Source organism: Echinicola pacifica DSM 19836 (genome assembly GCF_000373245.1).
Lineage (GTDB): Bacteria > Bacteroidota > Bacteroidia > Cytophagales > Cyclobacteriaceae > Echinicola > Echinicola pacifica.
Genome location: NZ_KB890744.1, coordinates 1 through 25,271, shown reverse-complemented (window position 1 = coordinate 25,271; position 25,271 = coordinate 1). Strand labels below are relative to the sequence as shown.

Below are 25,271 nucleotides of genomic sequence, written 5' to 3'. Positions count from 1 at the left end.
GGCAGCATAAAGGAATGAAGGCCTGAATTCTATATTGATTATATGGCGGTGACTTCTCACTTTCAACTGATAGATTTCAGTAGAACCATCCTTTTAGAGGATACCCATTAGCATGAGGGTTTTGGCGAATAGCCATTTGATTTCTATTCAGACCAATTCATGGCCTTGATTTCCGAATGGCTCCCAGACTTTAGCAAAAAAAGAAGGCATAGCTCTTTATGAAAAGTGCTATGCCTTTTTGATTTTTACCCTGTGATAAGCCCTTTCTTTTGTTGTATAGATTTCATATTCCCCGCTATTAATAGAGTCCTTATTAGGCTTTAAACTCAAAAATGAAGCAGAGGGAAGTACAATTGATCACTGCCACCGAGCTTTCGGGGAAGAACAAAAAGGCCGGATTGGATGGAGATTTATATTCGGCAAATGCTGAGGAGGTACCCTTATGCTGCTCGGTTTTTATGATCAGTTTGAGTTCTTAGACCTACTATTGGAGCAGTATTCTAATAGATAGAGTAAGGGTAAAATACTGGTTCAAAACCCCGGTTTTTGGCTGGGAATACTTATTTTTAATTTTTAATGAACCTATTAATAGTATTATGATGAAGCGTTTTCTTTTAAGCAGTATAATTTTGCTCATGCTAATGAGCTTCAGCCAATCTGAAAAGCCAAAAATACTCATCATTGGGGACTCTATTTCCATAGGTTATACCCCCTTTGTGGCGGATTATTTTCAGGGAAAGGCTCAGGTCACCCATAATGCTGGCAATGCTAAATTTACCGCCAATGGCCTGGCTCATATTGAGGAGTGGCTGGGAGCTGAGGAATTTGATATCATCCAGTTCAACTGGGGCTTATGGGACCTGTGCTATAGGGATGCTCAGATGGATAGAGACAAGGTCAATGGGACGCTGACGGCCTCCCTGGAGGAGTATGAGCGTAATTTGAGGGCTTTGGTGTCCATCCTTAAGGAAAGGTCCGATGCCAAACTGATTTTTGTCACCACCAGCTATGTACCCAAAGAGGAGCCTGGCAGGTTTGATAAGGATGCCCAGCGGTATAATAAAGTGGCGAAGCGGATCATGCGGGAAAATGATATTGAGGTCAATGATATTTATTCATGGACCAAAAAGATCCACAAAACCGCTGGAAACGGCCCTGATGATGTTCATTATTCCAAGGAGGGATATGAGCAGATTAGCCAAAAAATCACTTCACAACTTCAGAAGGCTTTGGCAGAGCGGATGAAATAAGGGTTCATCCGCAATCACCAGGCATCTTTTGAAGTCATGAAGGAGGAAGCTGATTAATGAGAGGGGTAAGTGACGATGGACTTATTGTTTTGGAAAAGGCCATTGTCCAGATCTCCTTCGCATTCTTCGATTAGGGGTTTTTTGAGTTCCTCTGCTTTTTCTGGATTCATAGCGATGATATTATTTTCTTCCCGATAGTCGTCAGGTAAATAATAGAGCTGATAAAGGTCTTTTTTGGAGAAATAGCGGATTTTCCACCCTTCATTAGTGACCAAAGCAGGTCCCATAAAGGAGGAATAGACGATATAATCATGTTCTTCCACTTTCTTGCCCAGCAATTCAGGCAGGTAAGAAAGGCCATCCTTATTGGGCGGAAGGGCAGATCCCACGAGGTCTGCCATAGTTGCCATGAAATCATAATTGGTTACCAAGGCCTCAGAGCTGGCGCCAGCCTTGATTTTGCCTGGCCATCGGGCGATCAGCGGTACGCGCACTCCACCTTCCCAGTTGCTACGTTTTACTCCGGCCATGCCGTCATTGCCATCGAAGACATCTCCGGCCAGTTCGCTATAATATTTGGTATTGACATCATCAAAAAACTTCCCCGTTTGCATATTCCTCACCGGTTTGAGGATACGTCCTTCCTGGGAATAATAGATTTCGTGCCCATTATCAGAGGTGAAAATCACCATGGTATTGTCATCAATCCCCAGGGCTTTCAGCTCGGCCATAATGATACCCACATGGTCATCCAGCATCTTTACCATGGAGGCATATTCTTTTTCGATTGGAGTGAGACGATCATCATGCAGGTATTCCTCGGCCACTTCCGGGATGGATACTGGGCCGTGAGGAAGTTGGGTAGGGTGATAAAGGAAAAAAGGTTGATCTTTATTGTCCCGTATGAAGTCCAGTATTTTTTCTAAAAACAGGTTTTGCGAATACTGCGCTTTTCCTTCCATATTCCAGCGCTCTGCATAGGCTTCTGGCGTCTCATGTTCTATGCTTTTGCCACAGTTTACGAGGGTATTTCCCTCGATTTCTATAAGATGACCATCTTCAAATAAAAATGGAGGATAAAATCCATGACACCGCTCATGATCTAAATAGCCATAATAATAGTCCCATCCGTGACGCTTCATTTCCTGGTCCGTAGTCGCAAATCCCCATTCCAATTTGCCGATTTCTCCCGTGGTATATCCTGCTTCCCGGAGCACCTGAGGAAGGAAAACCTCTTCCTCTGGAATACTCCCAATCTGCTCGTTTACCATGGTTTCGATAGCGTCCTGGGTCATTTCGCCGGTAGAAATCTTTTTGTAAATCCCCCCTTGGGTGATTCTCCAGCGATCTCCATGCGCATCATGGTAGCCAGTGATCAGGCTGGCTCGTGCTGGCGCACAAAGCATACTCCCATAAGCATTCTCAAATCGCATTCCCTCCTGAGCCAGCTGGTCGATATGTGGGGTTTTGATGATCCCCTGGCCCTCTCCGGAAAGCAATCCCCGGCCTAGATCATCCGCATAGATAAGGATAATATTTGGGCGATTCGAATCCCTATTGGTCTGTCCCCATGAGGAGAAACAATGCATTAATAATAGGCCCAAAAGGGGCATTCTGATATAGTGTTTTAAGGTCATTTTATGGAGGTAAATATTGTTTTTATTCAAAATATAAGGGTAAATGTCTTCGGCGAGGTGGAGGCATTGGCTTCTAAATGCCCCTCATATTACCACAATAAACTAATAAAGCCCCAACGAACTCTTTATAATCCCAAAATCGTAGCCTAGGCCTGCTGCCCATTAGGATTTTGATGGGAATGATTTTAAGAACTTTGGTTTCCACTTATAAAGGTCTTGTGACGCCTAAATCCAAAATTAGGGAATTTTGGAGATGGATTCCTGATTTATGCGGGGAATGTTATTACTGGTCAATTTTCAATTTCCCCGTCCTTATCCTTATATAAATAAACGATTTACCTGCTTGCTTTAGCCATATTTCATCAAGCTCCTCAGTAATTTCTTCTAATTTTTCTAATTGCAACATTGTTTCATAAATGCTAATTTCTATATTTGCAACACTGTTGCATATAATGAGTTTTGTTTATGAATTTTGTTTTAGGCTTTTTATCATTTTTCTGGATATCTACTGGCTCAGCGGAGGCTAAGGAGCTGGCTAGGTCAAGTCTGGACATGCCAGTCAAAACCGCCCCAAGGGATACTTCGGTGCTTGAACTGCCTAGCGGGTTAGTAGAGCTGGAGGAGGTGACGGTTGAGGGTTTAGGCGCTCAGCGCAGGAGAGAAGAGGTGTCTATTATTTCATTTATTTCAGAGGATTTTATAAGGAGAAATAGGTCAGGCAGTCTGATGAAGTCCCTGGAGCGAATTCCGGGGATCAGCAGCATAGGCGTGGGCTCCGGGGCCTCCAAGCCACAGATAAGAGGGCTGGGGTTCAATAGGGTGATGGTGGTGGAGCATGGCCTGAAGCATGAGGGGCAGCAGTGGGGCGCAGATCATGGCTTAGAGGTGGATCAGTACGGAATTGGCGAGGTTATTTTGATTAAGGGACCTGCATCGGTGCGCTATGGCTCGGATGCCATTGGAGGGGTGCTGGATATCCAGGCATCCAACTATCCGGAAAGAAATACCGCTGGTGGTGAGCTGTCCATGGGAACTCAGTCGAATATGAATTGGGCCGGCGGGTCTGGCCACATCTATTATACCTCGGACCATTGGTGGCTGGAGGCAAGGCTGACGGCAGCCACTTATGGTGACTTTAGGGTGCCCGCGGACACTGTACATGTATATAATTATCCTGTGGCTTTGGATCAAAATAGGGTGAGGAATACCGCCGGAACTGAGCAGAATTGGGCTTTCAACTGGGGTTATAAAACATCCAGACTACGCAATGTCCTTAGCCTATCCCGGGTAAGTACCAGAGCTGGATTCTTTGCCAATGCCCATGGGCTCGAGCCTCGGGCGGTGAATACTGAGCTGCATGATCAGTCTTCCACAGATATTCTGCTGCCGATGCAGGAGGTAAGTCACCTGAAAGTGGCGGATCAGCTAAGGTTTACCTTTGATAAAGCTCTATTGGAACTGGATATGGGATGGCAAATCAACGATCGCAGCGAATGGGGCCAATATGTCAATCATGGTTTTATGCCAGCCAATTATCCTTCAGATCGTAGCGATCCAGCGGATTTGGAGCGGGCTTTTGATAAGTCAACGGGCATCCTCAATGCGCGGTCAGATTGGTTCCTGAATCGCCATCAGCTGCAAGTGGGTCTTGGCGCGGAATATCAGAGAAATAAAATTGGAGGTTGGGGGTTTTTGATTCCTGCTCATGAAAAACGAGCTATTGGACTGTATGCGCTGGACAAATGGCGGTGGACGGAGCAGTGGCTGATCGAGGTCGCCGCCAGATTTGATTATCATAAAATTAATATTGAGGCTTATCAAGATTGGTTTCCTTCAAGCACCTCGGCTTCACCTACCCCTGGAGATTATCTCTATCGGGCGAATGAGTTGGAGCGGCAGTTTAGCAGTATAGTGGGATCGATTGGCTTGACTTATACGCCCGGAACATGGACTTATAAGGGCAGTTTTGGTACAGCCTATCGGGTTCCTCTTGCCCAGGAGTTGGGAGCAAATGGCGTCAATTATCATTATTATAGATTCGAAAGAGGTAATGCGAATTTGGATCCTGAGCGCTCTTTTCAGCTGGACCTGGAGGCGAATTATCAGACGGAGAAACTGACCTTTGATTTCAGCCCCTACCTCAATTATTTCACCAATTATATCTACCTCAACCCCAGTGCTGCCTACGATTATTTGTACGGTGCTGGAAATCAGGTTTTTAATTATCAGCAAGCGCAGGTGATTCGGTATGGGGCAGAATTTCATGTGGACTTCCGGCTGTTACCCCAATTACATCTGGACCTTGGAGGGGAGGTTTTGTATAGCCAGCAGGTCAGTGGGTCAAAGAAGGGGTATTCACTGCCATTTTCTCCTCCCGCCTCCATGATCGCTGGGATAGAAAAGTCGTTTAGGTCCACCGCTTGGCTTACAGCCCCTTTTATAGGAATCGATTATCGCCTTACCGCGAGGCAAAATCGGATTGTCCCACCAGAAAAAACTAGCCCGGCTTACCAGCTGCTAAGCATCAAAGGAGGGGGAGATCTGATCTTCTGGGGCCAGCAAATGACCCTGAACTTCCAAGTGCAAAATGTATTAAACACAGGCTATATGAATCATACTAGTTTCTATCGACTGATAGACCTGCCTGAGCAAGGTCGAAACCTCGTTTTTTCCCTTTTGATTCCCTTTCAACTTTAAATAATTTAATAATGTATCGCATGAAAAATCGCTTTGTACCCCTGAACAAAAACGTTTATTGGCTTCCTCTTTTTATAGGTATCGGACTAGGTGCTGTTTTTTCCTGTAGCCAGGAGGAAGATATGGAGCCACGGCCCGCCTCCTTCAGTGAGCTGGAGATAGGATCAGGGGATAATAGGACGCTGACCATCGGGCAGGATTTCCATCTCAATGTCCAGGTTCTCGCCGAAAACCTGATCGAATCCGTGGGGGTACGCATCGAGCAGCAAGCCGATAAGCTTTATGACGCTCCCTGGAATTTTGAGATCCAGTGGGAGGAGTTTGAAGGCCTCAAAAACACCACTGTCCATAAGCATTTTATGATTCCTGCAGCTGCGGTGGAGGGAGAATATCTCTTTACCCTCTATATAAAGGACCAAAATGGATCCCTGATGGAAGAGTCCTATCTCGTCCAGGTGCGGGCAGCAGAAAACCCGTCCTCCGATTAGCGCTAAACTTTCAGTGAGAATTCTACCCCCCTCAATAAGGTCTGGAAGAGGAGGATAAAGAAAGCCATTTTTTCTTTGTTGACCTGATTATTAAAACAATAAAACAATTGCTAAACAAAAGAGGATGAGAATAAAACAATCGGCAATTCTGCTAATAATGATAGTATTTGGCCTAGGATCCTGTACGGAAAATGACGCTGTGGATACTCAATATCCAGAGATATCGATGGATTTTGCAGAGGCTTTCCCCAGCCAATGCGCTCTAGTGAAGCGGGGCGAGGACTTTATATTCAGGGCCCGGTTTTCTGATAATTTCCAACTCGGTTCCTTCAGCTTGGATATTCATCACAATTTTGACCATCATACGCATAGCACAGAGGTGAATGACTGCGATATGATGCCTACCAAAACTCCTGTGAATCCCTTTTTGCTAATCGAAAGCCATGCCATTCCCGCAGGGAAAACTACCTATGAGGCGGAGCTCAGTATTTCCGTGCCCGAAGATATTGATCCGGGAGATTATCATTTCCTAGTCAAGTTGACAGATCATGAAGGCTGGCAAAGCCTGAAAGGGATCAGTTTACAGATTCAATAAAATAGTACTGAAGGTCTTATAGATTCATCGGTTTTCAGGTGTCTGCACTTATGAGTAAGACTTACCTAATCCTAGGGATATTCCCTAGGAAGGGGGAATTATTGCCAAAAAAATAATATGCAACATTGTTGCGAATAATAGTATTAATTACATAACCAATTAAAATTCAAACTATAACAAAAATGAAAAGAATGAGAAAAGTTATTATTGCCAGTTTAGCATTTGCAGTTTTAGGGTTTTCGTGTACAGATGAGGATAGCCCGGTGATTCCTGAGGAAGGGATAGAGAAAGCGAGTCTGATATTTACGGAGATATCTGGTGGAGAGGGATTAGGCGCACATGGAGATCACTTTCACGGGATTGATGATGCGGTGGAGGGCGAGTCGCAGGTGATAGAATTTGATGCTTTGGGAAATGCCAGTTCTGGCGGTCATCTCCATTTGGATCCGGATGGGATCTATAAAGTGGCCTTAGAAGCCTGGGATTATGCTGGGAATCGGGTAGAGGGCGATTTTGTCCAGAACAAAGAGACGGCCGATCAGTATAAGGCCTTCCTGGTGGGTGGAAATATACTATTAAATGCGGACACAGAGGATGAGTCCGGAGCGATATTCCAAGCCCGTGAAAAGGAGTATGGTGAGGGTACGCTGGTGGATGGAAAGTATGAAACGACGGGAGTGCTGACGTATTTTACCCTAGGTCATTCCAATTCAGCCCAGACTCATGCGGTAACCTTTATTATGAGAAAATTCACCGATCCTGCCACAAAGTCAACTGTGGAGCGCTCCGACTGGAACAGGTCTGATTATGCAGAAGCCTTTGCAGGCTCAGATATCCTGAAGTTGAACTTTGAGATTCATGCCTCAGAGGAGGACCATGAGCATTAAGCGAGATAGGGGAAAGGGGATTGAAAGCTTTTCATCCTTTAACTTTAAAAATTAAAGGATGAATTGGGTTTCTGGTATCCACCTTTTAGAGAGGAAGTGATTAATTAAGGGTCCCTTCTGATTTCTGATCAGAAGGGACCTTATCTTTTTTACTTATTTTATTACTATTAGTCTAGGGATAGAGTCCTAAATTTAAAATTATTTAGTTGAATTAGATATGTTTTTTATATTAGATTGGACTCGTGTTATATTCCTTTTATAGGTGTGAAAGCTAAGTATATCCTCATCTCAGGAGATACTCTTGAATAATAAATTGCTTTTTTTTAGTAGGTGATGTTTACTTGCCGCCATTGACTTTTCTCTCAAAATAGTAGTTCAATAATTCCCTGTATTGCTAAGGGGATTATAGCGGGATTATACTATAATGTATTGGTTTTTAGGGTATAGTGTCAATTAGGGTGATTATTGGATGCTAAGGTTCTTTGAGATTTACTTCATTTGAAATTGGAATTTTGGAAAAGTTAGTAGGGAAGAGTGAGGTGAAAGTAATGAAAATTTATTGGATCAATCAAGGAGTGTGGGAGGTTTATCAATTTTTGTTAGGTTGGAGGATAAATAAAATTTTCTGTATTTTTAAATTAAAAAACATATTTAATTGAAATTATGGTGCTGGATAGAAAGATAGTGTTATATTAAGGCTCGTAATTGTTTAGGTATTTGACAACATCTAATAAGTGTTGTTTTTTATTCTACAATTGATAAAACGTTTTACTAAATTTTATTTAAGCCCAAAATGATATGAAGCAATTAATTATCAAAAAGGCGAGAGCGCTGGTCCTATTGGGGATTTTAATTTTGCTCTCGATCGATTTTCAAGCGGTGGTAGCCTTAGAGATGCCGCAGGATGTGCAGAATACTGCACCTAGGGAGAGGGTGGAAGGAGTCGTATTTAGCAGCACGGATCAGCTTCCGCTACCTGGGGTGACGGTGATGGTCAAGGGGACTGCGAATGTGACAGTGACGGATATGGAGGGAAAATATGCCATAGAGGTGAGTCAGCAGGATGCAGTTTTAGTATTTTCCTTCGTGGGATTTGTCAGTCAGGAGCTCCTTGTCTCCGATCCCAAGGTCGGTCGGATAAATCTAGAGGAGGATATTGCTGACTTGGATGAGATGGTCGTGGTGGGGTATAGGTCTCAGAAGGGGGCCACCATTTCAGGAGCTGTTGCACCAGTAAATATTGAGAATCTGGAGAACAGAAGGGTGCCCAATGTCACTCAGGCCCTTCAGGGACAGGTGGCAGGTGTACAGATTACTCAAAGCACGGGAGCACCTGGAGATGAAGTAGAAATCCGTATTCGGGGCAATGGAACCATCGGAAACAATAACCCTCTTTACGTGATTGACGGAGTTCCGAGTCGGGATATTAATTTCCTGAACCCCTCAGATATAGCTTCCATGACGGTGCTTAAAGATGCTGCTGCGGCTTCGATATATGGATCGAGGGCTTCAGGTGGGGTGGTAGTGATCACCACCAAAAGTGGCACGGAAGGGAATCACTTCAAGGTAAATTATTACAGTGGCATACAGAAAGTAACCAATTTGCCCACCTTGCTAAATGCAGGTCAGTATATGCAGACCGTGGAGAAGGCTTGGGATAATGCTGGATATGGCGGCGTCAATCCTTACACCGCGGACCTGGGAAGAAGTGATTTTGGAGATGTCAACTACCTTGATGAGTTATTTGAATTAGGCCGAACCAATAATGTGGATTTTTCTGCTTCAGGAAGTAATGATAAAACATCTTATTTGATCTCAGCAGGGTATTTTAAGCAAAATGGAATAGTGGTCTTTGATAATGACCTATATAATAGGATCAATCTTCGATCAAATGTGAAGTCAAAATTGACCGACAGGCTTACTGTGGGGATGAATTTGCAAATAAGTTATGTCCAGCAGGATAAGATATCCTCCAGCGGTGACTCTCCGGGGATCATCCGGCATGCTTTCTTGAGGCCGCCGATTATACCTGTTTACAAAAGTGCGGAGGACCCCACTTATAGTCCGGAAAATCCATTTACTGATCTGCCATTCTATAGAAATCCCTCGACTTACGAAAGTTCAAAGTATGAGTTGAGTCAGAATCCTATAGCCTTGGCTTATTTTACCGATGATGTACGGTCAACATTTAAAACCTTTGGAAATATATTTGGAGAATATTCCTTTTTGAAGGACAAGTCACTGAACTTCAGGACCAATCTAGGGGCTGATGTCAACTTTTTTCATAATAAGGTATTTGGTGTCAACTATGGTGATGATGATGGAGGAGGAAATGAATTTGATAAGGGGCTAGGTAGGCAAAATCGCCCAAATGGACTGGATGAAAGCCGAGGGCAGGAAATTACGATTACCTGGAATAATAGCCTGACTTACGATAAAACCTTTGGTAAGAATTACATTACCGCTTTGGTGGGAAGTGAATTTATAAGTAATAAGGCAGAAAACCTTGGGGCTTCCAGAAGACGTTATGATTTTGTTGACCCAAACTTCCGATACATCGATTTTGGAAATACTGAGCGGGACTTATGGAATGGTGGTTTTGCCTCCGAGTGGGCCTTGTTTTCTTATTTTGGCTCGGGAACTTACGTCTATAATGACCGATATATGGTCACCACGAATTTCCGGGCGGATGCTTCCTCCCGATTTGCTTCCAATAATAAATGGGGATATTTCCCTTCTTTCTCAGCAGGCTGGATGATATCGGAAGAGGATTTTTTACGGAATAGCAGCTGGCTATCCGAGCTAAAGCTGCGCGGAAGCTGGGGCAAGCTTGGAAACCAAGAGATTCCAAATTATGCCTATTTGACTTTATTCAAAAGGGAGCAAGACAGGTATCTGATCAGTCGGTATGGCAATGCAGACCTGAAATGGGAAACCACTGCGCAGACGGATATAGGGTTTGATTTGGGCTTGTACCAAAACAAAGTTTACGCAAGCTTTGATTATTTTAAAAAGACCACCTCAGATATCCTATTACCCATTAATCTGCCTAACCTGGTTGGAGAAGTGGCTCCCACTTTTATCAATGCGGGAGAAGTAACTAATAGTGGGCTGGAGCTTGCACTTTCGTATCGGAATAGGGATAATATCTTCAAATATTCCATTACTGGCAATATTGCGAGCCTCAAAAACGAAGTAACAGGCCTGCACCCCAACCTGCCTTATCTGGATGGTAATGTGACCAGAACCCAACGTGGCCATTCCTTGAATGCCTATTATGGTTTTGTGCAAGAGGGCATCTACCAAAATGAGGAGGAGGTAAGCCAACACCTATTTGGCACTCCAAATCCTGCACAGCAAGCTGGGGATATAAAATTTAAAGACCTGGACCAAAATGGGCTTATCAATGATAATGACCGCGATTTTATAGGAAACCCAAACCCTAAAATCAGTTACGGCACCACGGTAAATATGAATTATAAAGCCTTTGATTTCAGTATTTTATTTCAGGGAGTGGCTGGTGTGGATCGATATAATGACCTCAAAAAAATCATCGATTATGACACCCGACCATTTAATTTCTCCGACAGGGTACTCAGCAGTTGGGATGGAGAAGGGAGTTCGAATACCATTCCCAGGGTAAGTTTTAGTGATAATGGAAGTAGTAATATCTCTGATATTTTCGTGGAAAATGCCTCTTATCTAAGACTCAAGAATATTGAGTTGGGCTATACAATAAGCAAAGAAAAGCTATCAGACATTGCGGGCATGCGATTTTACATTTCTGGCCAAAACCTGCTCACTTTTACTAAATACAGTGGTCTGGACCCTGAATCTACCGATCTAATCGATAGGGGAACTTATCCTCAGTCACTAACCATCCTATTGGGGGTGAATGTTAATTTCTAATTCTAGCTATCATGAAAAACGTCATAAAAATACTCGTCCTATCTTCTCTCAGTTTTGGAGCTTGCGACTCCTTCCTGGATAAAGAACCCATAGGACTCATCACGCAAGATCAGATCAATACGGAGCCGACGGAATCTTCGGTGACCTCTTCGGTAAATTCTTCTTATCAAGTCCTCTCCAATACCTTAAATATAATTGGGGAGTGGAATTGGCTAGGAGGAACCGTATTGAGGGTTGATTTTATCATTTACGATATTGCTTCCGGGGATATGGAGAAGAAATGGAATCCTGACGGAGATCAGGCATGGATGGATCAAGTTGCCTCCTTTAATTTCACTTCATTGAATGGGGCTTTTAATGGGACTTGGACCTACGATTATGAGGGGATCGCCAGATGTAATCAGGCCATTGCGCTGCTGGAGCAGGAAAATCTAGCTGCACAGACGGGGATGAGCCCTTCCCTTCAGGATAGATTATTGGGAGAGGTATATTTCTTAAGAGCCTACTATTACTTTGAGCTTACCAATAATTTCGGGGATGTCCCCTTATTGACTAAGCCTTTAGAGAATTTTGAGCAGGCTTATGAGGTGGCCGGAAGGGTGTCAAAAAGTTTGGTAGTGGAACAAATAAAGGCTGATTTAGAAAGTGCAGCGGTCTTATTACCCACAGCGAAATATTCCAGTGAAGCTGAGCCATGGAGAGTTTCATTAGGAGCGGTGAAAGCACTGCAGGCTAAAATAGCCCTGTTTGAGGAGGACTGGACTAAGGTGCTTCAGTATATAGCGGAGATAGAAAGCTTGGGATTCTATGCACTGAACCCTCATTATTTTGATGCATTTGAGGTAAGTAAAGAATATAAGGAACAGGAAGTAATATTTGCTTATAACCATGAACAGGGATTAAACCCGAATAAAGGAAATGGGCTGGGAGCGCTGATGGGCTGGGGGTTTGTGGCACCTTCGGAGGATTTTTTGGCAGCTTTTGAGCAAGGAGATCCGCGCAGTGGCTATACCGTAAATCCAGAAAGACAATTGATCCATAAGCTGCTGGGCTCCACCGATGGGGAGTATAAAGGGAATGATGATTCTCCAGGAAATAAAATTTACATCCGCTATGCTGACGTGCTATTATGGAAAGCCGAGGCTTATTTGCAGCAAGGAGACATAAATCAAGGCCTTCTGCTGATAGATCAGGTCAGAGCCAGAGCTCGCAATACACCTGCTTTAAGTGGTTTACCAAATACAGGAGCTATTTTGCCTCCCTTATCCAATAAGGGCCTTAGCATGGAAGAGGCTATAGCGGCATTGAGGCAAGAAAGAAGAGTGGAGCTAGGTTTTGAGTCGCAGCGTTTCAACGATCTTAAGCGCTGGGGGATTGCCAAATCCAGTCTCACTGCCTTGGGCAAAAATTTCCAGGATTATCATATGCTCTACCCTGTACCTCAGGGGGAAATCGATAAGTCGGGCGGCAGGATTGGCCAAAATCCCGGATATTAGAAAGGAATAGAATGGCATTTTGGAAGTGGGGTAAGTTGCCGTTTTTTGAAACCAAATCAATCAAATAAAATATGAAGATGAAAATAAAATATATAGGGAGGCTATTCCTACTTCTAGGTATGGGGATGGGCTCAGCCGTCATGGCTCAGGAGAAAAGCTGGATGCTTGGGCCTTTTTTGCGAGGAGATGATCCTCAGCCAATCATCAGCCCCACCAGCGAAACGGTTTTTGAGGACCCAATGTCTGGCGAAAGCGTGCACTGGGAGTCCATGGCGACCTTTAACCCAGCAGCTATCGTAAAAGACGGGAAGATCCATGTGCTATATCGTGCCGAAGAGAAGCTTGGAGAAAACGAAATTGGGGGACATACCTCAAGAATAGGTCTTGCTACTAGCGAGGATGGAAGGGAATTTATAAGGAATAAAGTACCGATATTCTATCCAGCAGAGGATAATCAGAAGGAATTTGAATGGACAGGAGGCACTGAAGATCCGCGCATAATAGAAACTCCGGAGGGAACTTACGTATTGACCTATACCCAATGGAACAGAGAGTATCCACGGCTAGCGGTGGCCACCTCCTCGGATCTGCTGCATTGGGAGAAACATGGGCCTATCTTCAAACAATGGAAAGACGGAAAATACCATAATCAAGAGACCAAGTCGGGCGCTATCGTCACGGAGCTTCAGGATGGAGAATTGGTGGCAGCGATGATAAATGGGAAGTATTGGATGTATTATGGCGTTCCCCATATTTGGCTGGCTTCCTCAGAGGACCTGATTCACTGGGAGCCAGTAGAGACCTATGAGGGGAATTTGGCTCCGGTGCTGAGCCCACGACCTGGGTATTTCGATTCCTGGTTGGTCGAAGCTGGACCGCCCCCTGTACGCACCGCTGATGGGATCGTGGTAATCTATAATGCTGGCAACTCCGCAAATATAGGGGTAAGTGATCTGGGAAATAGGGTATATACCGGTGGTCAGGCACTATTTGATTCCAAAGAACCGTGGAAGTTATTGGACAGGTCTGATGAGCCGTTTATCCAACCCGAGCTGCCTTTTGAGAAATCCGGACAATATAAAGATGGTACTACCTTCCTGGAAGGCCTTGTTTACTTTAAAGAGCAATGGTTTTTGTATTATGGCACTGCCGATAGTATGGTGGGGGTGGTCGTTGGGGAAGGAGAAAATTAGACTGTATCGGTTCTTCTCTCATTAGATTAAATAAGGGGAGTATAGGCGTTTGTAGGGTTTTTTTGTCAAGAGAATTTAGCCCCCAGACACTTACCTATTATATCTTCCTTAGTTAATTTCCAGCAATACACAGAGGAACTTGCTCGGTGGGATTGGAAAAAAAACTGCTGATCTTCCTTTTCCATACCTCTGTGTGTTGCCTTTCATTCTGCGTGGATCAACTCACTGGTTTTTATTGAGAATTTAATAAAGGACAAACTTGTCCTTTATTAAATTCTCTCTTATATTTGAGCATAAAGAGAGCGGTAAAGAGGGGAGACTTATAAACATAAACTATAGGAGCATGGAAGTAGCAGCAATTAATGAAGCGATCACCTATGGCGACAGTCGCCCAGTGCTAAAAGTAATGTTGGATACGCCTGCGGTGAAGGAAATTCGGATAAGTTTCCGGGAAGGGCAGGAGATGAAGGAGCATAAAGCGGGGTTTCCTATTGTGGTCTGTGTGATGAGGGGAGCTATCGATTTTGGACTTGGGGAGGAGCTGCTTCACCTAAAGACTGGAATGATGGTCGCTTTGGAAGCGGATGTTTTGCATCATCTGACTGCTCGAGAGGACAGTATAGTAAGGCTTTCCTTAATTAAAATTGACAAGAATAAATAGTTTAAAAAAGAAGACGTTAAATGGGTTTTTTCTCCAAAACATGCGAATACGCCATGAGGGCGGTTATTTATATTGCCGTAAGGTCTCAGGAAGGCCAGCGAACAGGCATCAGGGAAATTGCTGAAAACATCAATTCTCCAGAGCATTTTTTGGCTAAAATACTACAGAAACTCAGCCAGCAGGGGCTCGTGCTGTCCATAAAAGGCCCCCATGGAGGGTTTTATATCGATGCGCCAGGACTCCAGCGCCCCATGGCAGATATTATCACTGCACTCGAAGGCAATGAGCTATTTACCGGATGTGGTATGGGTTTGAGCTATTGCTCAGAGAATAATCCCTGTCCACTCCATGAGGATTTTAAAATAGTCCGTAATCAAATAACCAGCATGCTTTATAAAACCACCATCGGAGAATTTAACAGAGAGCACCTAAATGGGAAATTAACATTGAACAAATAATTTTTTGTCCAAATAAAGGACAAATTTATCTTTTATTAATAAAGTATCAGTATGACTAGAGAACAGAAACAATTGGTAAAGGACACCGTGCCGGTGTTAAGAGAGAACGGTGTTTTATTGACCACTCATTTTTACGAGAGGATGCTGACTCATAATCCTGAGCTGAAGCATGTGTTTAATATGGGCAATCAGACCAATAATAAGCAACAGCGGGCTTTGGCGATGGCGGTATTGGCTTATGCCGAGCATATTGAGGATCCTTCTGTCCTGATGCCAGTGGTGAATAATATTGGTCATAAGCACACGAGTCTGGATATTCGTCCGGAGCATTACAGTATCGTGGGGCGCCATTTGATAGCCTCCATTCAGGAGGTATTGGGGGATGCCGCTAGTCCCGCTCTTGTGGATGCGTGGACTGTGGCTTATAATCAGCTTGCTGCCCTGATGAGCGGCCATGAGCAGAAGCTCTATGATCAGCAGATCAATGAAAAGGGTGGATGGACAGGATGGAGGCCATTTATCGTCAGGAGAAAAGTCAAAGAATCTGCCGAAATTACTTCTTTTTATCTCTATCCGTCGGACGGAGGAGCGGTGGCAGATTATGAGTCTGGGCAGTTTATAAGCCTTCGATTATTTCTTCCGGAGATGAACTTGCTCCAGCCTCGACAATACAGCATTTCCTGTGCTCCAAACGGTGAATATTACCGGATATCCGTTAAGAAAGAAGCAAATGGCACTCATCCAAATGGGATGATCAGCAATAGGCTTCACGATCATATTGAGGAGGGCGATTCAGTGGAGATCACTGCACCCGCTGGCACCTTTGTGCTAAAAGACAGCCCCTCAAGAGCCAAAATATTTATAAGTGGTGGAGTAGGACAGACACCCCTGCTTTCCATGGTGGAGAAGCTTAGCCTAGCGGATAGTGAATCCACCGGACAGATTTTATGGATTCATGGCTGTAGAAATGAGGCGGTGCATGCCTTTAAGAATAGATTGTCAGAATTGACTGATTCACATAAGCATCTCAATCAGCATATTTTTTATGAGCAACTGGATTCCGCTGATGCCTCAGTTCATACTGGTGTGGTGGAACTAAGCTTGATCAAGGATGAGGTGCTTAAAGACGGAGCGGATTATTATATCTGTGGTCCCGCCCCCTTCATTACCAAGCAATATGAATACCTCAAAGCCGAAGGAGTACCGAGTGAATCCATTCACTATGAGGAGTTTGGTCCAGCTTCCTTATCCTTGAACTAAAGGAGCAGCCTTAGGAAGTAAATCAAGTAGTTTATTTATGAGAATATAATTAAAGCGGGATGTGTCGATCCCGCTTTTTTGGGTTAAAAGCCCCTGTAAAAAATGTGTTACCCTTTATTATCGTCAAATAATTTGACAAAATAGTATTAACCGAAAGGCAAGGGTTCCCCTTACATTTGAGGATTATTAGTTAACGGGAATCTCTGGGTGTTTCAGAATTTGGAGCGTGAAATGGAATTCTTGGTGCTAAGTTTCTATATATTTTTGTTCCACTAAATTCTTGCTTAAATTAATAACTTTGTTGGCCATTGGTGTATTTTCTGATGGAATTTGATCCTAAGAATTTGGCAAAATATCTTCCCATAGGTGGTCTATAAGTGTGAAAATAGTGTGGGTATTTTTGCTCATCCCATCAAGATACACCCTTTGTGGAGTCAGGAGTGGTGCAATATGCTTTAATATGAATAAATTTAATTTTAAAAGACGCAGTTTTACTCAGGGGCCCCATATTTTAGGCCCCATATTGATTTTGGCTGGTGTTTTTGCTTTGGTGAGTCCATCAATTTTTGAAGCTGAAAATTCCCCAGAAAAAGTGTTTGGGGTAGGGGGAGGAGCAATTCTACTGGGGATGCTGATAATAAACTCCTACGGAGGAATGCTAATCGACCTTACCGAGCAAAAGTATATGGCCTATTTTTCGGTTGTAGGTTATAAGTTTGGAACATGGGTACCCATGCCTGAAATAAAAAGAATAAGTGTGTTTTCGAATAGTTATATTAGAATCAATACCCCAAATGGAATCAGTCCCACGTTTTCAGGAAAAGTACGGGATTATGTGGTACAAATAAGCTCCTATGATATGGAGCCCCTCTTCTCCTTCACGTATAGCAATAAAAGAAAAGCCATCAAGCAAGCCGAAAAACTAGCCTCAAAAACTAATTCCGAGCTGAACATCCATATCGCTGGATGATAAAGGGAAATGATCGCTGCCATGTCTCGGTAGTAGCCGAGAAATTTAATTCTGGAGCTCGGATAGCTAGTATTTATTTGAAGCTTAGCCCCACGATTTAGGTAGGAATTCTGTTAAAGTTTGTGTTTTGTCATGCTTATAGCTTACCAATCTCTTTTCTTGAGGATTTTTCTTTTTGGAATATAAAGGAGGGATGATTTTTATACTCTAAATGTTCGAAATCCCATCTTATTCATTGGTTATATATATTGTTATTCTGGGAAAATGGGCGGACCTGGAATCGAATAAACTCAATTTAATTAGTCAATTTTCCTACAAAGTCAACAGTTTCCTTAGCTCCCAAAAAGGTCGGCGGAATCTTTTTATATATTTTCGAGTTGAAATGATTTTCCATGAAATTTTAAAATCATCCGCAAGCATGCTGGATTGCAATCATAGTTAACGTAAAATAATTTTTTAGTTTTGTTAAAGGGTCTAAACAAATCCTTTTGTCTCGATAATTAAGTGAAAAGGCTGTTTTTCTAACTAAAACCAATTCATTATTTATCTGATGATTTTCTAGGTCATCACTATCAATTAAGGCAAATAGAATTTGATTTTCAGCAATAGTGATATAATTTAATTTCAAGCTTAAATTCTCATATATTAGGTCATCATTGATGATGGAAAGTGATTTCATTGTAAAAGTAATGTTATAGTAAATCCCTATTCAAATAGTTGAATAGAAAATATTAATTTTTCTTTTATTCAACAGGCTCTACGATATGCCCCTAAGCTCGAAGTACAGTGATTAGACCTGCCTTATAAAATAAGTGATTAGCACCCACGGCAACTAAGCAATTATATTGTGAGATTTTATCTTCAATGGATGGTAGCCACAACTGATTTCTCTTGTAGATCTTCTTTTTTCGTTTGATATTTAAATTATTCATTTTCATATAGCAAAATTTTTAAATATATGAAAAGTATCCTCTACCTTATTATTTTACTATGTGTACTGCTTGTGACCTGAATTTTTTCGGCAAGGATAGTAAGCCAAAAACTGAGTTGGAAAATCTTCCTTCAATTACCCAAACCGGAGAAAATACATTTGGTTGTTGAGTAAATGGGAAGGCAATGGTTTCCAATAATATACAATATGTCTCGGCTATTTATCAGGGAGGGGGAATTCAAATCAGTGGTAGGATGGATACAGGAGTTGTAGGTCAAAGTGTTGGTTTTACTGTCCTGGATCCTTTCGAAGTAAATCATAATTACGATGTGACTGACCTACCCGCCGTTAGGGCAAGATTTATGGAATATTCAGAAAGTCAAAGATGCAGGCATGAAGCTACAGATATTATTGGGGGAAATATCAACTTTTCAAGAATTGACAAGACCAACTTTATTGTTTCAGGGATATTTGAGTTTTCTACTGTTAGTGGAACCTGTGATACTGTACAGATAACAGAAGGACGTTTTGATATTAAATACATCCCTTAACCATTATTTTAATTCTTTTTATTACTCCTTTACGATATGAGAAAAATTACATCCATCTCATAAATTTCTTCCATCAAATCAAGTTATGCAACAGTTGGCTGAGATTAATTATTTTCTATTTTAGAAGACTTTTTTTTGGAAAAGTCCAAAAGTTACCTAAATTGAATTAGTCTTTTATATTCTCTGTTTTTATTTAATTGATGACCTATTTTTATCGATTAAAAGGTTAATTGTCTTAGTGAAAATTTACTGAAAATTAGAAAATACGGTATAGTATTTTAAAAACCTAATACTCAAATTGAATGAAGTCAATTTTAAACATCGATATTTTCATTTCATGAGAATTCAATGGAAAACGGCAAATTCCAATAGATTACTTGAATCGCTTTTTGGGTCTATCTCCCCTATATACCAAAGGAGAAAATTTCATTTTAAAAATTATTTGTTTTTCACAATAAAAAATACTTTATGGTTTTGAATCAGTATAACTTCAAGTTTATGAGATATTTAATATTAATCGTAATTATTGGTGTCTCTATTGCGTGCCAAAGTAAAACCTCAGATCTAGGGGATGCTGAAATAGCTTATTCTGTTGATACCGTAAGGATTGACTCTAAAGGTAGACTTCTGGATCTAAAAAGGTCTATTCTAATTTCAGCTTTGGATGAGAATAGTAAATCGATCTTATTATTTAATGAAAATGATCACTCCCTCGATGAGATAAATCTTGATCAGTTGGAGTTTTCGGGCACTTATCCCTTAGAGGTAGAAGGTCCTAATGGTACAGGGAAGAATGTTAATTCTATTAATTTACTGAAGGACGGCTTATTATTTATCAAATCTAATGTAGTATCAGCTATATTTAATAAAGAGGGTAAGTTGCTTCAAAGACTAGATTGGAGAAATTCTCTTGATTCATCTGGGCAAAAATATAATGATGTACCAAACACCGAATTTCTCCTAAATTCTAGTGGCCTGAGAGCATTTGGATTGAATTATGCTTCTGGTTCTAATAAGGTTTTTTTAGACGTTTTGTGGGTGCAGGATTCGATAATTAAAAGGTTTGACGCAGATCCGAAAGATTCATACAAGAGTTTCATCTTGAAATCGGAAGATCCTCAATATTTTGCTTTAATGAATCCTTATGTTTATCTAGGTTATGAAGGGGGTGTGATAACAGTAGGGCATGAGTTTTCAAATGAAATTACTCTATGGGATTCCGACGGTAAATTTTTGAAAACTGTTGAATATGATCCCAATTTGACACCAAAGCGTGTGAAACCTTCTGGAATAGTTGATTATCCCACTGCTGATCTTTTATTCAAGGATTACCAATCTTACATGGAGCAGGTTAGATTTGGCCCTCCTGTATGGGATAAAGTTAATCAAAGATATTTGCGCTTGTCCGCAATAAGGAAATTTTCAGAAAGTCGTGAGGAGGGGGCATTAGTGCCTAAAAATACTGCAGAAGTGTATTTGTCCATCTTTGACAGTGATTTTAATTTAATTTCCGAAGTATACGTGCCCGAGTTAGATCTTGAATCCAAGAAGTACTTTACAAAAGATGGGGATCTTTGGGTATTCCAGAATTTGGATGATGAACTGGGATTCTTGGTGCTAAGTTTCTAGATGTTAGCTACAATCTTGGGGGAATGGAATGTATTCTGAATAATTTATTCATTTAGTGTTTTAAATCAAAATGTAATTATGTAAAAATGTAAATGATTAAAGATGGTTTTCTATAAAGAATATATTTATTCTGATTCTTACACAGAATTATGAATATGGGAATTTCGCCCGTTGGAACGACAACTTTTTGATTTATATTCACCATCCAAGGCCTACACAAAATATTTATGCCAGCTTGGTGTTCAATGTAAATTTGAAGTTCAGTTTTCTTAATCTTGTTCAGCAATGTGGGGCAGAGCCGCGTTTCGAAAACCCAAGCCGCCCTACACAAGACCTTTAGCGCCAATACGGATGACCGGATGGTTTTGTGTTTTGCATGGAGATTTATTTGTCGTAATATCAAAATTTCATTTAGAGCGGAATTTACCAAATCGGGCCACTTTAAAAACACTGAAACCCTATTACATTGCATTGGGAGCATGGAGGGTAAATCATGCCAATAAGCAGGTATTGAAAATCTCATTACCTGCTAAAAAGAGGCATTGGATGGGTGGGATATTTGCCCAAATTCAAAACATAAGCCCTCCATTCAATTATTCTAATTCATAATGCGGGTTTATGCTCATTTGAATGCCCTAGCAAGAGTCACCATGATTGGTGTGACTAGGGTAAATGTAAATTGAAGCCAATACCACTAGATGGTTAAGTTTCTTTTTTATTGAATTAGAATATTGATTCTCAATAGGTGTGAAGAGGCTAAGGTTAATTTTGGCTTCTTCTATAATTAACTAAAAAACCATATGATGCGCTTTTTATTTTTATTAATTCTAAGTATTTCGATGTCATGTCAAAACAGGAAAGGTGAAGTTCTTTACGACGATTTATCGTATTTGATTGATACAGTTATTATTAATTCTAAGGGGCGGCTTCTGGATTTGGATTTGGATATTTTAAAATCAGATTTAAATGAAGAAAAAAGTTCGATTTTTTTATATAATAAGTTCGATCATTCGATTGATGAAATAAACCTTGATGATCTTGAGGTTGTAAGTAATTATTCGTTTGAAGCTGAAGGACCTAACGGAACGGGTGAATATATTTATGATATTTATTTTTTAGAAAATGCTTCACTATTCATCAAATCAAGTACTGGGTCTTCAGTCTTTAATATAAACGGTGAGCTTCTGGAAAAAATTGATTGGGTAAATGCATTAGGTTTAGATTCTTTAGCATATGGTCAAATCCCTACTTATGAGGTTGCTATCGGTTCTAGCGATTTGAAAGTCTTTGGATTAACCTATGATCAATCAAATAGCAGTGTGTATTTTGATGTTTTGTCAGTACAAGATAATTCAGTGGCTCGATATGATATAGATACAGAGAAGTCCTATCATGATTTTGTTTTGAAGATTGATGATCCATATTCTTTCTTAGATCCAAGAGTTTATAATATGTCTGAAAATGATTATATTATAGTAAGCCATCAATTTTCAAGTGAAATTTACTTATTCAATTCAGCAGGAAAACCAGTGAGAACTATCAATTACAGCCCTAAATTGACATCTAGTCGTGTCAGAGATTTTAATTTTAAGAGCCTTTCAACATATGGTCAGCTACAAGATGAGTATCAAAAATTATTGGAACAGGTACGGTTTGGACCTTTAGTGTGGGATGATGTGAAAAAAAGATATTTTCGTTTATCTGCCACACGAATTTTTTCTAATATTCGAAAAGAAGAAGATGCTTTTCTTCCAGAAATAAAAGAAACGAAGGTGTTTCTATCTGTTTTCGACGCCGATTTTAATCTCATTTCGGAGTTGAATGTTCCTGAATTAAGGTCTGAAAATGTAAAGTATTTCGCCAAAGATGGAAAGCTATGGGTTTTCCAAAATCTGTTGGATGAGCTTGGGTTTATCGTGTTGGATATTTAAGTCTAGTGATTTAATTAAATTCCCTATATGGAGTACTTTTAAGTTTTAAGTAGAGCAATTTTTAAATATAGAATAGCTGATTAATAATGTATAAGTCGATTGAAATTCAGTGCTGATGAAATTATTGTATAATAATTAAAAAAATTAAATTACTTGAAATCCTCTTTTCCGTTCTATAAACAACTCGATTCCAAAGACTGTGGACCAACTTGTCTTCGGATTATTTCCAAACATTATGGAAAGCTAATTTCACTGCAAGAGATTAGAAAATTGTCCGAAACTACTCGATCCGGAAGCAATTTGCTAAAGCTGAGCAATGCGGCAGAGGCCATTGGGTTTAAAACCATTGGGGCTTAGTTAGATTTTAAGAGATTAGAGCAGGCTCAAATGCCTCTGATTGTACACTGGGACAAGAACCACTTTGTGGTAGTATATCAAATTAATAAGGGGAAGGTTTATCTTCCGGTGTATGGGTGAATGTGATGCCTAACCTAATATATTCTACTTAAGGATTATTAAATACCTAATTTATTGATCCTTTATAATTATCTGGCAGCACTTATTTCTTTAATGTTTTAAGGATTACAGAATTATAATAATTATTTGAGTTTTCAAAAATGCTAAGCACCTCAATAAATTTACTATAAATTATGAAAATTGTAAATATTAATATCTTGTTATTCTTTTCTTTATCCATTTTTTTTTCATCCTGTGGAAAAGCTGAAAGGTCCAATTCTAATAATAAATTTAGCAATCTAGAAAAGAGTAAGATTCTTTCTCAAGATTTGCTAAATCTGGACTCCGATACTTTAAAGAGTTCTTATCAAATGGAAATTAAGGTTCCTGATAATAATGATAATGAAGTGTTAATGTCTGAAGTAATTGATAGTGTATGGTATTTGAAACTCGGGGAAATTCCAAATGATATTATTTCTGATTGGATCAGTGAAATAGAGATCCATGATGAAAGAATATATTTAATGGATGGCCAAAAAAATGAAGTCTATATCTTTGATTTCTCTGGAGACTTTCTCTTTTCAAAAAATGTATCAGGACAAGGACCTGGAGAATTTATAAGAGCAAGTAGTTTTGCCATTGATTCCTATAACAATCAATTGGTTATTCATGACGACCGCCTTTCTAAAGTGCTGTATTATACGTTGGATGGAGAGTTTATTAAAGAGCAAAGGGTTTATTATCGCTTTTTAGATTTTGCATATCTCAATAGCAGCATGAGTGCAGTAGATCTAAATAAGTCAGACAATAATCATCTCGAAGAAATCAGAAACAATCAATTGGCAATTGTGGATACTACTTGGAAGGTGATAGCTAAGGGTGGTTCTTATAATGCTACAAATGAGCAAGATTTTTATTTTACTGGGAAAGTTTTTAGTAAAAAGGGAGAAGAAGTGTTTTATCTTCGACCTTTTTCAAACATTGTATATTCATTTCAACAAAATAAATTGACACCTTATTGCTACATAGATTTTGGAAATCAAACTTTGCCGCATGATACAAATTTCAACTTTAAAATGGCAAGTGATTTTGCAGAAGAATATTCAAATTACTCATATATAGTAGGTAATGCTTATTTTTTAAGTGATGTTACTTATTTTGAACATTATTATGGAGGTGGTAGAACCGCCCATCTTTTTAGATCAAATACTACGGGGAAATTGTTTCATGGGAAAATTAATAATGACATTTATTCGTTAGGTTTTTTTCAGGCATCAACAGCTATTCCTGAAAAGAATGTTTTGGTAAGTTACACATCTTCAGAGCAGGTTTACGCTAATAGAAAGATGATCCTTGAGAGTGGTACCGGTGGGGAAGCTCTTATTGATATGGTGTCAAACACAGAAAGCACAGACAATCCCGTCTTGATTTTTTATAAGTTAAAGACAGATTTTTAAACCTAAAAATAATTTGAATTAGAAGAAATTAATTTTGAGTTTAATCATTCTAACATATATGTGGATTGGCTATTGACAACCATGATTTTCATAAGTTTATTATATTTACTTCATGTTGCTAAAGATAAAATCTAACCTCAATGTTATTGAGTTATTAGTTATAAACCCATGTTATGCTCTTTCCGCTAAAAAGTTTGACTAGTTATGCTGCGATTTTAATTTATAAAATTCATTTGGTGTTTTCATTTCTAAAGCAGAATGACGTGCATAAGTATTGTATAACAATGATTTATTTATCACAACATCCATCACAAAGGCTACGCGGAGCTTTTCCCCATTCCAACATTTAATCGAAGTAATGTCGCTTGCCCATGGGGTGTTGGAAACTTCTACCGCTATTTGACCGGTATGAGGCCCTAACTCTGGGCACTCCATAGGTAGACTTGCTTACAGTAAGCTTGAGAATTGCTGCTTTCATCTGCTCACAAAGCGCCTTCTGAGCTGTTCTTTTACGAGCAGGATACTTCTTTGTCTTATAGTAAATGGTAGATTTGGCTACTCCCAAAGTCTTGATAGTTCTGTTAATACTCACTCTGAACTCCCCGGCTAACGATTCAATTTCTTGTTTCGTAGTTGATCCATTTCCAACTTTTTTTTTAGAATCTTGATGTCCAAGGTAGATTCACCAAGAGCCTTCTTCAGCTCTTCATTCTCTTTTCTGAGTAGTTCTAATTCTGCTTTGGTATGTAAGTCCCCTTGATTCTTAATACTCATAATAGCTCCTGATTTAGCGTTGGATCGCCAATTGTACACTT

General features: G+C 40.4%; 22 protein-coding genes and 1 pseudogene. 18 read left to right on the top strand and 5 right to left on the bottom strand.

The genetic code is table 11. The features are described 5' to 3' along the window. The first annotated feature begins 332 nt into the window (after positions 1-332). Both B050_RS23440 and B050_RS0110485 read left to right on the top strand, forming a co-directional pair. Complete coding sequence (locus B050_RS23440; protein WP_018473875.1) at positions 333-479, top strand: hypothetical protein; 147 nt, start codon at positions 333-335, stop codon at positions 477-479. 162 nt (positions 480-641) lie between these two features. Then, positions 642-1,250, top strand: a complete 609-nt coding sequence (locus tag B050_RS0110485) for an SGNH/GDSL hydrolase family protein (protein ID WP_229802488.1) — start codon at positions 642-644, stop codon at positions 1,248-1,250. Positions 1,251-1,303: 53 nt separating this feature from the next. On the opposite strand, the gene B050_RS0110480 is transcribed toward B050_RS0110485, so the two are convergent. Further along, positions 1,304-2,887, bottom strand: a complete 1,584-nt coding sequence (locus B050_RS0110480; RefSeq protein ID WP_018473872.1) for an arylsulfatase — start codon at positions 2,885-2,887, stop codon at positions 1,304-1,306. Between the two features lie 465 nt (positions 2,888-3,352). Here B050_RS0110480 and B050_RS0110470 point away from each other — a divergent pair, with 465 nt between their 5' ends. The 11 genes from B050_RS0110470 (at position 3,353) to B050_RS0110415 (ending at position 17,501) form a co-directional block, all read left to right on the top strand. Then, on the top strand, positions 3,353-5,584 hold the full coding sequence (locus tag B050_RS0110470) for a TonB-dependent receptor (RefSeq protein WP_018473870.1): 2,232 nt from the start codon (positions 3,353-3,355) through the stop codon (positions 5,582-5,584). A 20-nt stretch (positions 5,585-5,604) separates the two neighbouring features. Beyond that, the gene (locus tag B050_RS0110465; RefSeq protein WP_157492716.1) at positions 5,605-6,072 is read left to right on the top strand and encodes a DUF4625 domain-containing protein; all 468 of its coding nucleotides are present in this window, start codon (positions 5,605-5,607) and stop codon (positions 6,070-6,072) included. Between the two features lie 124 nt (positions 6,073-6,196). After that, positions 6,197-6,667 (top strand): DUF4625 domain-containing protein, encoded by a 471-nt coding sequence (locus B050_RS0110460; protein ID WP_157492715.1) that lies wholly within the window; start codon positions 6,197-6,199, stop codon positions 6,665-6,667. 191 nt (positions 6,668-6,858) lie between these two features. Beyond that, positions 6,859-7,554 (top strand): hypothetical protein, encoded by a 696-nt coding sequence (locus tag B050_RS0110455; protein WP_083923265.1) that lies wholly within the window; start codon positions 6,859-6,861, stop codon positions 7,552-7,554. 798 nt (positions 7,555-8,352) lie between these two features. Then, complete coding sequence (locus tag B050_RS0110445; RefSeq protein ID WP_018473865.1) at positions 8,353-11,463, top strand: SusC/RagA family TonB-linked outer membrane protein; 3,111 nt, start codon at positions 8,353-8,355, stop codon at positions 11,461-11,463. 11 nt (positions 11,464-11,474) lie between these two features. After that, entirely contained in the window at positions 11,475-12,959 is a 1,485-nt protein-coding gene (locus tag B050_RS0110440; protein WP_018473864.1) for a RagB/SusD family nutrient uptake outer membrane protein, read from the top strand. Between the two features lie 119 nt (positions 12,960-13,078). Further along, complete coding sequence (locus B050_RS0110435) at positions 13,079-14,152, top strand: glycoside hydrolase family 130 protein (RefSeq protein ID WP_044202264.1); 1,074 nt, start codon at positions 13,079-13,081, stop codon at positions 14,150-14,152. Positions 14,153-14,495: 343 nt separating this feature from the next. Next, positions 14,496-14,813: a cupin domain-containing protein gene (locus tag B050_RS0110430; protein WP_026235794.1), complete on the top strand. Its 318-nt coding sequence runs from the start codon at positions 14,496-14,498 to the stop codon at positions 14,811-14,813. 20 nt (positions 14,814-14,833) lie between these two features. Next, positions 14,834-15,271: an RrF2 family transcriptional regulator gene (locus B050_RS0110425; protein ID WP_026235793.1), complete on the top strand. Its 438-nt coding sequence runs from the start codon at positions 14,834-14,836 to the stop codon at positions 15,269-15,271. A 51-nt stretch (positions 15,272-15,322) separates the two neighbouring features. Further along, on the top strand, positions 15,323-16,531 hold the full coding sequence (hmpA, locus tag B050_RS0110420) for an NO-inducible flavohemoprotein (RefSeq protein ID WP_018473860.1): 1,209 nt from the start codon (positions 15,323-15,325) through the stop codon (positions 16,529-16,531). 460 nt (positions 16,532-16,991) lie between these two features. After that, entirely contained in the window at positions 16,992-17,501 is a 510-nt protein-coding gene (locus B050_RS0110415) for a DUF2188 domain-containing protein (protein ID WP_018473859.1), read from the top strand. A gap of 406 nt (positions 17,502-17,907) precedes the next feature. Here B050_RS0110415 and B050_RS0110410 read toward each other — a convergent pair whose 3' ends face one another. Continuing rightward, positions 17,908-18,180: a hypothetical protein gene (locus tag B050_RS0110410; RefSeq protein WP_018473858.1), complete on the bottom strand. Its 273-nt coding sequence runs from the start codon at positions 18,178-18,180 to the stop codon at positions 17,908-17,910. 91 nt (positions 18,181-18,271) lie between these two features. Next, positions 18,272-18,433, bottom strand: coding sequence for a TraB/GumN family protein (locus tag B050_RS23805; protein WP_373294420.1), 162 nt, complete (start codon positions 18,431-18,433; stop codon positions 18,272-18,274). Positions 18,434-18,686: 253 nt separating this feature from the next. Here B050_RS23805 and B050_RS0110400 point away from each other — a divergent pair, with 253 nt between their 5' ends. The 5 genes and pseudogenes from B050_RS0110400 (at position 18,687) to B050_RS0110375 (ending at position 24,456) form a co-directional block, all read left to right on the top strand. Continuing rightward, positions 18,687-18,983 carry a hypothetical protein gene (locus tag B050_RS0110400; RefSeq protein ID WP_157492713.1) on the top strand — a complete coding sequence of 99 codons (297 nt, stop codon included), beginning with the start codon at positions 18,687-18,689 and terminating at the stop codon, positions 18,981-18,983. A 498-nt stretch (positions 18,984-19,481) separates the two neighbouring features. Then, positions 19,482-20,612, top strand: coding sequence for a DUF4221 family protein (locus tag B050_RS0110395; RefSeq protein WP_044202262.1), 1,131 nt, complete (start codon positions 19,482-19,484; stop codon positions 20,610-20,612). 800 nt (positions 20,613-21,412) lie between these two features. Next, the gene (locus B050_RS0110385) at positions 21,413-22,543 is read left to right on the top strand and encodes a DUF4221 family protein (RefSeq protein WP_229802487.1); all 1,131 of its coding nucleotides are present in this window, start codon (positions 21,413-21,415) and stop codon (positions 22,541-22,543) included. 153 nt (positions 22,544-22,696) lie between these two features. Next, positions 22,697-23,020 (top strand): annotated as a pseudogene (locus tag B050_RS23255) (cysteine peptidase family C39 domain-containing protein). Positions 23,021-23,193: 173 nt separating this feature from the next. Continuing rightward, positions 23,194-24,456 (top strand): 6-bladed beta-propeller, encoded by a 1,263-nt coding sequence (locus B050_RS0110375; protein ID WP_044202243.1) that lies wholly within the window; start codon positions 23,194-23,196, stop codon positions 24,454-24,456. Positions 24,457-24,802: 346 nt separating this feature from the next. Here B050_RS0110375 and B050_RS23430 read toward each other — a convergent pair whose 3' ends face one another. Further along, positions 24,803-25,048 (bottom strand): hypothetical protein, encoded by a 246-nt coding sequence (locus tag B050_RS23430; protein WP_157492711.1) that lies wholly within the window; start codon positions 25,046-25,048, stop codon positions 24,803-24,805. A 14-nt stretch (positions 25,049-25,062) separates the two neighbouring features. Further along, positions 25,063-25,271 (bottom strand): hypothetical protein (locus B050_RS22255; protein ID WP_044202242.1); only part of this gene is annotated, 209 nt, incomplete at its 5' end.